Origin of the sequence: Ruminiclostridium herbifermentans (genome assembly GCF_005473905.2) — a bacterium.
Taxonomy (GTDB): domain Bacteria; phylum Bacillota; class Clostridia; order Acetivibrionales; family DSM-1351; genus Ruminiclostridium; species Ruminiclostridium herbifermentans.
The window spans coordinates 1,410,270-1,423,986 of sequence record NZ_CP061336.1 but is presented as its reverse complement, the minus strand read 5'-3'; the positions used below and the strand labels follow the sequence as shown (position 1 = coordinate 1,423,986).

Sequence of the window (13,717 nt, the reverse complement as noted above, 5' to 3'; positions counted from 1 at the left end):
AGTTGATATAAACACTCTACTTAGTTCTCAACCAAAATTCCATCGAATTTTCATCGAATTTTCATTGATAAGTATGAATACCTACAATTATTTCTGTTAGAATTGATTATTACATTAACTTGTACAAACATTTATAAGCTAAAATATAATTTAATAAGTCCTAATACGTAATTCAACATATAATTTAAGAAAGCATGCTCTTTACAATATGTTATTTTACAATATATTATTATTTTACAAAGAGTTGAATAGAAAAATTATTGCCTTATTAATTCAGCACTAACTATAAATTAATAACCTATTATTCTAAGCTTCTGCTTTTTCAAGGCTAATCTTATATCCCAATTCCTCTAACATACATGATAGTTTATATATTGGTAATCCCATTACATTAAAATAACACCCATCAATTCTTTCAACAAGTAATGAGCCATATCCTTGAATCCCATATGCACCGGCTTTGTCAAAAGGCTCTTTTGTTGAAATGTATTCATTTATAAATTCATCTGACTTATCAGATATTTTTACTTTAGTTATTTCATAATCACATATGCTTTTTTTATCGCTGGTTCTATATAAGCAAAGCCCTGTTACAACCTGATGCCATTCACCCCTAAGGCTAGTAAGCATGTTAAAAGCTTCTCTTTCATCTCTAGGCTTTCCAAGCATTTTGTTATCTTTGACTACTATTGTATCTGCACCGATAACAATGCAATCCTCCTCAATTTGAGACACAACATCATTACATTTTTGACTTGCTAAGGACATAGCAACCTGACAAGGCTCCAATGTATTATCTATAACTTCCTCAATATCAGAGGGTTTTAAATTAAAATGCAGACCCATTTGTGTTAACAATTGTTGTCTTCTAGGAGACGCTGACGCTAAAATAATATCTCTCACAATTTCACCATACCATTTATAAATTTTAATATTTTCAATTTTCAATAACCATTTTAATAACCATTTCAATAACCAAATATAACCTATATAATTATATATTTTTATAGCTTATATTTCAAACATAATGTAGATTCTTTAAAATTTTTATTAAAATGCCTACTTTCAAGACAAAATTTTCCCATTGCAGATAAATTTCATTGCATCATGTGGCGTTTCATCGAGGCAGGAGATGTTTTTACTTCCTTAAGCTAAAACAATGCTCTTTACTTATCTAAGTTTGGGCATATTTTCTTTCCTCATATATTATTTGTAAAATAGTAAAATATTAGTTAAGAAAAATTTGGTTAATGTAATATAAATTACATATTTTAAAATGAATAATTATCGGAAAAATTGCTTCTCATTTTGTAATTTTGGAAGTATAATATAATAATAACTAGTAAATTTGGTAGTGAAAATAATTTAAGTGAGTTGGTGATTATATGAGAATTGAAAAAGTTAATGACAACGTATTGAGGGTAACTATAACTCTTAGTGATCTTGAGGAAAGAAATATTGATTTAGGCTCTTTGAATTATAATTCACCAGCAGCTCAAGAATTATTTTGGGATATGATGGAGAGAGCTGAAGAAGAGTATGGTTTTGCATCACATGATTCTCAACTCATTTTTGAGGCTTCTCCTGAGAATGAAGAAGGATTTGTAGTTACAATAACCAAAATAGATTCTGAAGGTGAATTTGAATCAATTCAGAAATATATAAAAAGCAAATACAAGAATTCTGACTTGAGACAAAAGAAAAAGAAAAGTAAGGTTTGTTCTGCTCTAAAAATTTATTGCTTCGAATCAATTGAAGATTTATGTTCATTATGTAAGCGTATTTGCACATATTATAAAGGAGAAAGTTCACTAATTAAGCATAAAAACTGCTATTACCTCTTGTTGACTGGAAGTTCTGCATCTTCTTCGAAATCTTTAGATATTTTTATGTGTGAATATTCTACTCAGATTACAAATGTTAGTTTCTTTGAAGGCTATCTAAATGAATATGGACAGAAAATAATTTCTGATAACGCTATACAGACGTTGAGCAAATACTTTTAATCAGATACTTTTATGAAAGTATAAAATGCTGTTTTGCTTAATTTTAACTCAACTGGCCAAACGACCAGTTGAGTGCGTTTATTTTATAATTTATAAGAATGTAGTAATATGTAATTATTTAAATTTTAGAGATAAACATTAATATATTCAAATAAAGGTTACAGTGCTAGCTGTAACCTTTATTATTATCTATTATTCATAACTAATTCGATTACCTTGCCATAAGCTTTTGCAATTTCAAAAATCTCATCATCTATTACTGTATTTTCTTCTATTAAAACACTACCATCATCATCATATATGGTTTTAGTAGCGATCTTTCCATTTAGGTATTCTTTATGTTTCATTTCCATCATATCAGACACAGCTCCAGAATCAATTTCTTCTGTAGCAGTGCTATTAACAGTGTTATTAATACTGTCATTTGCTTGATTCAAATTAGGTTCTAAATTTTTTTTTTCGATATCCGCTTGCTCAGCTGAATTGTTTATTTGTGCTGCACTATTCAAAAGTGTTGTCTCAACATCATCTTTAACCACCACAAGATTTTTTCCAAAGGTAATTATGCTATCACGAGGAATAATTCTCACATTTTTCTGTGTTATATCAGCTATAAATTCAAGTCCAATAATTGAACAATGGTCATCCTCATTTACATATATATCTCCAATTTCACCAATTAGACGACCTTTTTTAGTTAATACCTTTGTGCCCTTGACTTGAATATTTTTTTGAAGTAAATCAATAGCAGCAGGTATTTTGCTAATATCGTTTATAGCATCTTCATTCTCAATTGTTAATGCATACTCACCTATACCGAGAACATATTCTGTAGGAATGACTTTAGCACTAAGTATTTGAATGCCACTATCCACTACTACATAATCTATTGCTCCTTTTTCAGCATTAATTATTACAGTTTTGACTTTACCAACTTCAGTTCCATCAGATATGCTAATTATAGGTAATCCAATTATTTCTTTTGACTTTTTCATAAAAAAAGTACCCCCCTCAAAATTCCAAGAAAATCTTATTCATATTTATACTAAGCAATTCATAATTTCCTTTTTTACTTCTGGCTTAATGACAGTTCCATATTGGTTGGCCATAGTTTCCAAAATGCTTATAGCCAATTCATTTAAGCCAAGTTGTTTATACAGAGCACAAACATCTAGTACAATCCAAAGTATCATTTCAACATCCGGTTGTCGCTGCAACGCCTTCATATAGTACTCTATAGCTTCTTCTTTCTTATTATTGCCTTTCTTCTCAAGAGCTATAAGTACTAAGGATTTTGCATCACTTATATCCTCTGTTGATATTTTTTCAAGTTTTGCTTCTGGTGCTGGGATTTGCGTTTCGCTTTCTGAAATACTGATTTCTGGAATTTCGTTTATTTGCACATCAGTTTCCGCAGCATTAGTCTCTGCTGCCTCAACTTCTGGTACTTCGGTCTCAGAAATTTGATCTCCCATATTATTATCTGAATAATAAATATCTATTTCGTCAGATTCTATTTCTTTAGAATCTATTTCTTCTGAATTTATTTCTTCAGATATATCAGAAGTTATTGTTTCCACATGTTCTGATTGAACAACATCGCTATAGTCAGTATTTACTTGTTCAGTAACATCTGAATTATTAGAATCATATTGCAATACACATGCTACTTCTTTTTCAGTTTCTTCACATGCACACGCATCACCATATGCTACATCACTTATATTAATGTCACTATCCACTTCTTTTTTTTCTATACCCATTGTATCAATTTTTTGTTCAGTGTCAACTGGTTTTTTTAACATGTTTTCAGTAAAAGCATTTTTAATTTTAGCTATTACATTGTCTATTATGACACAACAGTCTATAGAAGCTAATTTACTAGGCATTGCTAATGAAATGATAAAACTAATTATTAAAATAAATATCAGAAAAATAATTAAAACTGTAAGTACAGATATTACAAAAGCAAAGCTTTTATTTATAAATATACTTTCTTTCAAAAATACTGTTACTGTTTTAAAGATCGGCAAAAATGTAAATCCTAAGGTTATAGATCCAAGTGAAATTGAAATTAAAATTCCTAAACTTAATTCTTTTGCCCTATAAAGCAAATAGAAAGCAACTAGCGAGGTGACTATGATGATCAAAGTCGAAATTACAGTATAAAACATAAGCGCCTCCACATTAGTATATCAATTATATCTTCTTTTGCAAAGTACTATCTGACTAATTTAGATATATTCGTGATACTACAACAAAATTCCTGCTTATCTATTTGATTTTATCAAAAAGACAGTAGCTTTCGATATATAGTTTTATTTTATCACTTAATTTGATAGTTTGCATCTTAATTCAAAACATTTTATTTGGTAATTTACAGTAATAACCTAATATTTTGGCCATTTAATTACATTATACGAATTTAAATATCATTTCTAACTTAATTGCTATTGTCCAATATATCATTATATATATGAAGAAAAATAACTTAGTTTTAGACTTGAAATGGGAAAAAGCCTGTTGACTGTGCCTAAATACTGAACATTTTTATTTCAATATCTAGTACTTACAGTCACAAGCTTTTATATATTCTAGTTTAATATTTAATTTTATATAATTACAGATTAAACTCAATATAAGTCCAACGCAAAATTAGCGCAATAATCATTTGCAAAAGCACTTCTTACTTCTATATACTCTCATTAAAAGTCATAGAATATAGTAAATATCGAAGTACTCTACTTTAAGAGTTCTATCACTTTTATATTTATTATTTGCATTTATTTTTATTATTGAAGAAAGCCATATTACATATTGGCAGCTATTTCTTCAAGTGCTTTTACAACAGCATCTCCAACCTCATTTGTCTTTGATGTACCACCCATATCAGGGGTTAAGAATTTCTTTTCTACCATTACCTTTTCAATTGCATCTAATACTGCTTTTCCCCAGTTCTCATATCCAAAGAAGTCGAGCATCTGACTTACTGACCATATTGCAGCCAAAGGATTTGCTTTTCCCTGTCCTGCTATATCAGGTGCTGAACCATGCACAGGCTCAAACATTGAAGGGAAAGTACGCTCAGGATTTAAGTTTGCTCCTGCAGCCAAGCCAAGTCCACCCGCGATAGCAGCACCAAGATCTGTCACGATATCTCCAAACAGATTTGAGGTTACTACTATCTGGAATCTTTCTGGCTGCTTAACAAAGAACATACATGCTGCATCAACAAGATATGAATAAGTCTTAACATCTGGATATTCTTTTCCAATTTCCTCAAAAACCTCATCCCAGAAAACCATAGAGTAGTTGAGTGCATTTGCCTTACTGATACTTGTAAGCGTTTTTCCTTCTTTTCTTGCTAATTCATAGGCATATCTGATTACACGTTCACAGCCTTTACGAGAGAATACACCTGTTTGAAGCACTACTTCTTCAGGTTTTCCCTTAAATAGCCAATCTCCTGCCCCAGCATACTCACCTTCGCTGTTTTCACGGATAACAACCATATCAATCTGGCTGCGGTCAACATTTTTTAATGGGCACTCTGCGCCATTAAGAAGCTTAACTGGACGAAGATTTATATATTGGTCAAAGCCCTTTCTTATTTTAAGTAGCAATCCCCAAAGAGAAATGTGGTCAGGTACTCCTGGATAACCAACAGCACCTAAATAAATTGCATCAAATTTCTTTAATGTTTCCATTCCATCATCTGCAATCATTTTACCAGTTTTAACATAATACTCACATCCCCAAGGGAAATCTGTGAATTCAAAATTTATCTCTGGATTCAATTTTGATACTGCTTTTAATACCTTTACCCCTTCGCTTATTACCTCAGGTCCTATTCCATCACCTGCAATTACAGCTATCTTGTGTGATTTCATTTATTTACACCCCTAACAAATAATTTATATAACTAGGCAAGAAAATATCCCCTACTTCTAAACTCAAGAATATAGCTTTAGTTTTCATATGTTAAAGACCTCTCCCGCCTTGTTTAAACGCCTCTGCTGCTGCAATGAAATTTCTCTGCAAAAGAATATATTTTGTAATATTTATTTTGTTGATAATTATTTTGTAAATAATTCATTTGTAAATAACTTCATTATGAGTCTGGGCGTTATGTCTAAAATAATAATATTCTGCATATCTATTTTGTAGATAATGCATTTTTTAAAACTGTTTTCATATCTGAAGCACAAATAAATTTCAGTGACTTTCTTACATTTTCTGGTATATCATCAATATCCTTTTTATTATCAATAGGTATAATTACAGTATCTATACCAGCTCTGTGTGCAGCAAGCACCTTTTCTTTCAAGCCTCCAATTGGAAGGACTCTTCCTCTTAATGTTATTTCACCTGTCATAGCAACCTTTCTGCTTACTGGTACTCCTGATAAAGCTGAAACCATTGCTGTTGCAAGAGTTATTCCTGCTGAAGGTCCATCCTTTGGAGTAGCACCCTCAGGAACATGAATATGAATGTCATTCTTTTCATAAAAATCTTCTGAAATCTTGAGTTCTTTACAAACAGACCTGATATAGCTTATTGCAGCTTTAGCAGACTCTTTCATAACATCTCCTAAATGACCTGTCAATTCTAGTTTTCCATTTCCAGGCATTATGTTTACTTCAATAGATAAGGTTACTCCACCAACAGAAGTCCATGCAAGTCCAGTAGCAATACCTATTTCATCATGCTCATTTGCATAATCAAATCTATATTTCTTTATGCCGAGATACTTGTCCAAATTTGAACGAGTAATTGTTATTGTTCTTCTGTTTTCTGAAACAATTGCCTTAGCAACCTTTCTGCAAATTGCTCCTATCTCTCTTTCAAGATTTCTTACTCCTGCTTCTTTTGTATAGAAGTTAATAACATCTCTTATAGTTTCTTCATCAATCTTTATATTCTTTGAGGTTAAACCATGAAGTTCAATTTGCTTTGGCAACAGATACTTCATTGCAATATTAGCCTTGTCCTCCTCTGTGTAAGATGAAAGTTCAAGAACTTCCATTCTGTCAAGCAAAGGTCTAGGTACAGTATCCAAGCTATTTGCAGTAGTTAAAAACAAAACATTTGACAAGCTGAAAGGCAATTCTAAATAATGATCTCTAAAAGCAAAGTTTTGCTCAGAATCCAGAACCTCTAACATGGCTGAAGCTGGATCTCCTCTAAAATCACTGCTCATCTTGTCTATCTCGTCCAGAAGAATTAATGGATTGTTTGAACCAGCCTGTTTCAATGCAGAAATTATTCTACCTGGCATTGAACCAACATAAGTTCTCCTGTGTCCGCGTATTTCAGACTCATCCTTAACTCCTCCAAGGGATATGCGGACGTAATTTCTATTAAGTGCCTTTGCAATTGATTTTGCAATTGAAGTTTTACCAACACCAGGAGGCCCTACCAAGCATAAAATTGGCCCCTTAAGACTATTTTTTAGCTTCTGTACAGCCAAATACTCAATTATGCGCTCCTTAACCTTTGTAAGCCCATAATGATCCTGTTCTAGCACTTCTTCTGCATAGTTTAAGTCAATTATTTCATCTGTTTTTTTGCTCCAAGGCAAGTCGAAAATCCAATCAATATAGGTTCTTATTACGCTTCCTTCAGCCGAACCTTGTGGAGTTTTCAATAATCTGTCAAGTTCTTTTATGACCTTCTTTTCAACATCCTCTGGGAATCCTGCCTCTGGAATCCTTGCTTTATATTCTTCAACCTCACCGGTAACCCCTTCTTTGTCACCTAATTCAGTCTGGATTGCTTTCATTTGCTCTCTAAGGTAATACTCCTTTTGTACCTTGTCTATTTGCTTTCTTACCTTAGCATTTATATCCTTTTCTATTTCAAGTATCTCTGTTTCCTGATATAGAATCTGTAAAAGCTTTTCTATCCTTCTCAAAGGATGAAATTCCGAAAGAATCTGCTGCTTCTGTTCCAATTTTAAAGGTATATTATTGGCAATAATATCTGATATTTGGCTGATATTGTCTATATCATTAACTGTTAATGCTGTGTCTGGAGAAACCTTACCACTGAGCTTAACATAGCCTTCAAACATTGAAACCAATCTTCTTTTTAGTGCTTCTATCTCATTATTATCAAATTTTTCATCTACTACAGGCTCTAAAACTTCAACAGCAAAGAAAGGTTCCTTCTGAACCACATTTATTATTTCAGCTCTGCTTATTCCCTCAACCAACACACGAATAGTGTCTCCCTGAAGTTTAAGAAGCTGCTTAACCTTTGATATAGTACCGATTGAATAAATATCATCCACATCAGGAGAATCCGAAGAGGCATCCTTTTGAGCAACCAAAAAAATCAACTGATCATTAATCATAGCTTCTTCAAGAGCTTTTATTGATTTTTGCCTTCCAACATCAAAATATAATGTCATGAACGGAAATACTGTCAATCCGCGTAATGGTAACAATGGTAATATTTTTGACATATTTATCCTCTCTATTATATAAATTCTGATTTCTTAAACAGTACTAAACTATTATACACATAATAATAATTGCATAAAACATTATACCCTTGATATTGTTTAAGTTCAACAAAAATGGTATAAATCACAATTTAATTACTTCTAATTAATTACTTCTAAGTACTAACCCTCTTTCCGCATCTACAGTCACAACCGATCCGGTTTTCAAGATTTTAGTAGCATTTTCTGCCCCAACTATAACTGGAATATCCAGTGCCAAGCCTACTGTAGCAGTATGACATGATTGTCCGCCTTCTTCTACTACTATAGCTGCAGCCCTTTTAATAATTGGCAGCATACTATTGTCTGTAAAAGGAACTACAAGTATATTTCCATCACTAAAATTGTCTAATGCTTCTTTTGGTGTGGATGCAACACATATCTCACCTGTAGCCGAAAATTCACCTATTCCAGTACCCTGTACCAATACTTTGCCCACAATATGCACTTTCAATGTATTTGTTGTTCCACTTATTCCTGTTGGCACTCCTGCTGTTATAACTGCTAAGTCTCCATTTTTAACCATTCCAGATTCAAGTGCCTTTTCTATTCCCATATCAAACAACTCATCTGTGGTAGTTGCCATTTTTACTAAAAAAGGAGTTACACCCCATGATAAATTCAGCTGTCTCTGTACCTTCGGATTTACGGTAGTGGCAATAATTGGACATGCAGGACGGAATCTGGCTATCATTCTAGCGGTATGACCTGACTGTGTAACAGTAATTATTGCAGAAGCCTTTAAATCAAGAGCAGTTGTACAGGTAGCATGACTTATAGCATTTGTTACACTTGTACTAATTTCAGTTATTTCAGCATCAAATCTCTTCCAGTAATTCACTGCACTTTCAGCCTTTTCAGCAATTTTTCCCATAACCTCTAATGCCTCAACTGGATGCTTACCTGCAGCTGTCTCTCCTGATAACATAACCCCACTAGTACCATCAAATATGGCATTTGCAACGTCACTTGCCTCTGCACGTGTTGGTCTTGGATTTCTAATCATTGAGTCCAGCATTTGTGTTGCAGTAATAACAGGTTTACCATTTCTAAAACACTTTTGTATAATGTTTTTTTGAACAATGGGAACCTCCTCAACAGGAATTTCAACTCCCAAGTCACCTCTGGCAACCATTATTCCATCAGAAGCCTTAAGAATTTCATCAAAATTAGTAATTCCTTCTCTGTTTTCAATTTTGGAAATAATTAATATATCACTGCCGCCATTTTTTTCAAGTATTTTTCTGATTTCTGCTACGTCAGCTGCTTTCCTTACAAAAGAAGCTGCAATTATATCAAAGTCATTTTCAATTCCAAATTTTATATCCTCAATATCCCTAACGGTTAATGCAGGCAATTTCAATTTTGCTCCCGGAACATTAATGCCTTTGTTATTACCTATAGTTCCACCATTTTGAACAACACAGAAAATGTCTTTATTATTTATTTCCATAACCTTAAGTTCAACCAAGCCATCATCAATTAAAATCTTGCTTCCTATTGAAACATCCTTGTAAAGTTCCTTATAAGAAACAGTACATTGTGTCTCATCACCAATTATATCCTTGTTAACCAAAACAAATTCTGAATTTTCCTTTAGTGTAACCTTTCCATCTTTAAAGCTGCCCGTTCTTATCTCAGGACCTTTAGTATCTAACAATAATGGAATTGGTAATTTTAGTTCATCTCTAATACTTTTAAATAAATCTATTCTTTTTTTATGTTCTTCATGTGAGCCATGTGAAAAATTAATTCTTGCTACATTCATTCCACCTAGCATCAGTTTTCTAAGTATAGCCTCATTATCTGAAGCAGGACCTAACGTACATACGATTTTAGTTTTTCTCATATAACCTCCATAATAATTTCAATTCATTTATATATTTTGATCTATCCATGCATTTTTACAGCGCCATTGCTGTACGAACGCTAACTCCCACCACTTATTCTAAAATGTCTAATTATCAAACCTTTAACTCTATGTTGAACTTTTCAAGTAATAAGTCGCTGCTTATGAAGAGTGCAGCTTTAGCGGTATTTTATAAATAGTTCTTATATTTTAACACAAATATAAATACAAATATAATAACTAAATGTTATCATTTTCAGCTTTATTATACCACCAACAATTTATATTTATTTTATTTTTGCCTATAATTTATAAATAACTTATTTTTAAAAACCCGAGACAATAAAAGTCATATTAACTTTTACCAGCCCCGGGTTACATAAAAATACTATACTATTTTTTGTACTTACACCTTATCTTTGGTTAATCGGAATATATTCTTTTGCCTTTGAAATACTCTTATAGGCTGGTCTGATAATCTTTTGGTTACTGATAACTTCTTCTATTCTATGTGCGCACCAGCCTACAATTCTAGCCACTGCAAACAGAGGTGTAAACAACTCTGCTGGAATTCCTAATGCATCATATACAAAACCTGAATAAAAGTCTACATTAGCACAAATATTCTTTGATGTGCCTTTCTTCTTACAGAATACTTCAGGTCCAATTCTTTCCACAGTTTCATAGAATAAAAATTCCTTTTCTCTGCCCTTTTCAATAGCAAGCTGATGTGCTTTTTCCTTTAATAAGGTTGTTCTAGGGTCTGACAGAGTATATACCGCGTGACCTAGACCATATATTAGTCCAGCTTTATCAAAAGCTTGTTTATCCATAATTTTTGTTAAATAATTACGTATTTCTTCTTCATCATTCCAATCAGAAACATTTTCTTTTATATTTTGCAGCATATTCATAGCCTTAATATTAGCTCCACCATGCTTTGGTCCCTTTAATGAACCAACAGCAGCAGCAATAGCTGAATAAGTGTCTGTTTCAGTAGATGATACTACTCTTGCTGCAAACGTTGAATTGTTTCCGCCACCATGCTCTGCATGAAGTACTAATGCTAAATCGAGAATTTCAGCTTCTGTTTTTGTATATTTATTGTCAGGTCTTATTAAGTGCAAAATATTTTCTGCAGTTGACAAATCAGGTCTTGGGTTATGTATATATAGGCTCTTTCCACCATAATAGTGAGATTTTGCTTGATATCCATATGCAACCATTGTTGGAAACTTAGCTATTAACTCAATGCTTTGTCTTAATAAGTTCTTTGCATCAACACTATCTGGATTTTCATCATAGGAATATAGCACCAATACGCTTCGTGCAAGCTTGTTCATTATATCAGAACTTGGTGCTTTAAGAATCATATCCTCTGTAAATCCTTCTGGCAAATTTCTTAATTCACTTAGCACTTCAACAAACTCATCTAATTGAACTTTACTGGGTAATTCACCAAATAAAAGCAAATAGCAAACCTCTTCAAATCCAAACCTACTCTCCTGTTGAAAGCCTTTAACCAAATCAACAACATCTATACCTCTATAAATAAGACGACCCTCGTCCTCTTTTCTTTCACCTTCATAAAGTACATATCCATGAACCTCTCCAATTTCTGTGAGTCCCACTAATACTCCTGAACCGTCACTATTTCTCAATCCTTTTTTTACATTGTATCTTACAAATTGCTCAAGATTGATATAGTTTATCTTTTTAATATCATCTATCTTCTTATCTACATAATTATTAATCTTTTCATTCATATGTATTTCCCATGTCATCATTTCTAATCAATTAAAATATAACCAAATGACATGGTCTGACACCTCCAAAAAATTTTTCTTCTTTTCAATTTTTTTGCCATAAGTTTATCAAGCCTTGTATACTATCAGCAATATAAACATATCCCCAATGTTATAATGATAGTATGCTTTATAAATAATATGACTAATGTCTGTTCAAAAATCACTTCAAAAATCACTTATATGTGAATTAATAGACTTAAATAAATTCAAAAAAATATCTCTAGCCACTTCAATTCTATATTATATAAGCCAATAATGCAAGTTTAATTATTAAAAATTTCACAAACTTATGAAAATATAATTACATTCAGCCTTTTACAAATGAAATAACAAAATCAGTATTCATTTATGATTAAAGTTGGTCAGCAAACTCTAAGTTTTAAGTTCATTACTTTAAACTGCTTAAATAGTACGGACGTAGCAATATATATCTATTGCTTGCTCACGAAATTGACGCTGAAATAATTGCGGCGAAGAACAAGCACCTCCGCCGACCGTATTACACAAAGGCGTCCTGTCTCAGGTTAATACTCACAGCTACTTTACTTCCGCTGTGTCGGCTACAATACTTGTTTTTCACCTACTATTTCTAGCATCAATTTCTAACCGTTCTTCGCAATTAGATATATATTACACTCGCACTATTTATTGCAATATAACATCTCTATACAGAAAATGTGTTTTAACAGCCCATCCATCAAAAAGCACATCGTTTAAGTAAATACCACCTTCATCGGTAAATTAACATTTGCATTTTTGATATATAAAAAACAGGCAATCTTAAGTTAAAATTGTCTGTTTTTACTGATTGTCTATTATGTTATATTCTAGCCTCTTACTTTCCACAGCATTTCTTATATTTCTTCCCGCTCCCGCAAGGACATGGATCATTTCTACCAACCCTATTGCTAACTGCCATTTTGGATACTCTGTATTCTTTCGTAATAGCCTTTCTTTTTTCCTCTGATAGAATGTTTTCCCACTCAGGTAAATTGTAAAGCCAATCAGCTTTTGCATCTAGCATATTAAAGTACAACTTCTCATAATCTATTTCAATAGATATCTCTGTTGTCTCCTCTAGAGACTCTAAATCAAGTTCTTCTACCAAGCTGGTATTCATTCCATCTAAAAATCCTGTAAAAGTAACTGTATCCATATTAAAAGAACTGGCAAGTTCTGAAAGTGTTCCTTTCAATGTTTTGCGATTGTTAGCTAGTATATCCGCATAATTGTCTTTTTCTTTTAAAAAGTATTCCTTCCAGAAAGCTTCGTTTTCCTGTGGAGTTCTATCTTGTTCGGCTATTTCGCTCCACTTTTCATATAGTGTCATAACAAATACTCCTTTTCCTTTTCTTTTAAAATCCTTAGCTATTATACCATAAACATCTTTATCATTCACTATTTATTTTATTATTAAATTTAAGCTAAATTTAATTTTTAATTAATCTTCACTGAAATTCATGTATATTTTATGTAAATTTTCGCTATTAATACATATCATTGGTATTTATAGTTAATTATATTTGATTGAATCAGTTAGTCAATGTTT

9 protein-coding genes are annotated in these 13,717 nt (G+C 32.2%); 1 reads left to right on the top strand and 8 read right to left on the bottom strand.

Going from position 1 to position 13,717, the window contains the following annotated elements; all coding sequences use genetic code 11:
* Positions 1 to 306: 306 nt before the first annotated feature.
* Complete coding sequence (locus EHE19_RS06145; protein WP_137698277.1) at positions 307 to 903, bottom strand: Maf family protein; 597 nt, start codon at positions 901 to 903, stop codon at positions 307 to 309.
* Between the two features lie 482 nt (positions 904 to 1,385).
* Between EHE19_RS06145 and EHE19_RS06140 the strand changes: the two genes are divergently transcribed.
* Complete coding sequence (locus EHE19_RS06140) at positions 1,386 to 2,006, top strand: adaptor protein MecA (RefSeq protein ID WP_137698276.1); 621 nt, start codon at positions 1,386 to 1,388, stop codon at positions 2,004 to 2,006.
* Positions 2,007 to 2,191: 185 nt separating this feature from the next.
* Here EHE19_RS06140 and EHE19_RS06135 read toward each other — a convergent pair whose 3' ends face one another.
* From EHE19_RS06135 to EHE19_RS06100, 7 genes are all read right to left on the bottom strand, one after another.
* Entirely contained in the window at positions 2,192 to 3,001 is an 810-nt protein-coding gene (locus EHE19_RS06135) for a PRC-barrel domain-containing protein (protein WP_137698275.1), read from the bottom strand.
* 45 nt (positions 3,002 to 3,046) lie between these two features.
* Positions 3,047 to 4,180, bottom strand: a complete 1,134-nt coding sequence (locus EHE19_RS06130; protein WP_137698274.1) for a tetratricopeptide repeat protein — start codon at positions 4,178 to 4,180, stop codon at positions 3,047 to 3,049.
* 636 nt (positions 4,181 to 4,816) lie between these two features.
* Entirely contained in the window at positions 4,817 to 5,896 is a 1,080-nt protein-coding gene (locus EHE19_RS06120; protein ID WP_137698273.1) for a tartrate dehydrogenase, read from the bottom strand.
* Positions 5,897 to 6,162: 266 nt separating this feature from the next.
* Entirely contained in the window at positions 6,163 to 8,472 is a 2,310-nt protein-coding gene (gene lon / locus EHE19_RS06115) for an endopeptidase La (protein WP_137698272.1), read from the bottom strand.
* 145 nt (positions 8,473 to 8,617) lie between these two features.
* On the bottom strand, positions 8,618 to 10,360 hold the full coding sequence (pyk, locus tag EHE19_RS06110) for a pyruvate kinase (protein WP_137698271.1): 1,743 nt from the start codon (positions 10,358 to 10,360) through the stop codon (positions 8,618 to 8,620).
* Between the two features lie 413 nt (positions 10,361 to 10,773).
* Positions 10,774 to 12,126: a citrate/2-methylcitrate synthase gene (locus tag EHE19_RS06105; RefSeq protein WP_137698270.1), complete on the bottom strand. Its 1,353-nt coding sequence runs from the start codon at positions 12,124 to 12,126 to the stop codon at positions 10,774 to 10,776.
* Between the two features lie 877 nt (positions 12,127 to 13,003).
* Positions 13,004 to 13,498 carry an SEC-C metal-binding domain-containing protein gene (locus tag EHE19_RS06100; RefSeq protein ID WP_137698269.1) on the bottom strand — a complete coding sequence of 165 codons (495 nt, stop codon included), beginning with the start codon at positions 13,496 to 13,498 and terminating at the stop codon, positions 13,004 to 13,006.
* Positions 13,499 to 13,717: the final 219 nt, after the last annotated feature.

What these genes read in the sequence shown, in the direction of transcription:
- lon (WP_137698272.1), bottom strand. Translation starts at nt 8,472, where the DNA reads ATGTCAAAAATATTACCATTGTTACCATTACGCGGATTGACAGTATTT.
- EHE19_RS06130 (WP_137698274.1), bottom strand. Translation starts at nt 4,180, where the DNA reads ATGTTTTATACTGTAATTTCGACTTTGATCATCATAGTCACCTCGCTA.
- EHE19_RS06140 (WP_137698276.1), top strand. Translation starts at nt 1,386, where the DNA reads ATGAGAATTGAAAAAGTTAATGACAACGTATTGAGGGTAACTATAACT.
- EHE19_RS06135 (WP_137698275.1), bottom strand. Translation starts at nt 3,001, where the DNA reads ATGAAAAAGTCAAAAGAAATAATTGGATTACCTATAATTAGCATATCT.
- EHE19_RS06120 (WP_137698273.1), bottom strand. Translation starts at nt 5,896, where the DNA reads ATGAAATCACACAAGATAGCTGTAATTGCAGGTGATGGAATAGGACCT.
- EHE19_RS06105 (WP_137698270.1), bottom strand. Translation starts at nt 12,126, where the DNA reads ATGAATGAAAAGATTAATAATTATGTAGATAAGAAGATAGATGATATT.
- EHE19_RS06100 (WP_137698269.1), bottom strand. Translation starts at nt 13,498, where the DNA reads ATGACACTATATGAAAAGTGGAGCGAAATAGCCGAACAAGATAGAACT.
- pyk (WP_137698271.1), bottom strand. Translation starts at nt 10,360, where the DNA reads ATGAGAAAAACTAAAATCGTATGTACGTTAGGTCCTGCTTCAGATAAT.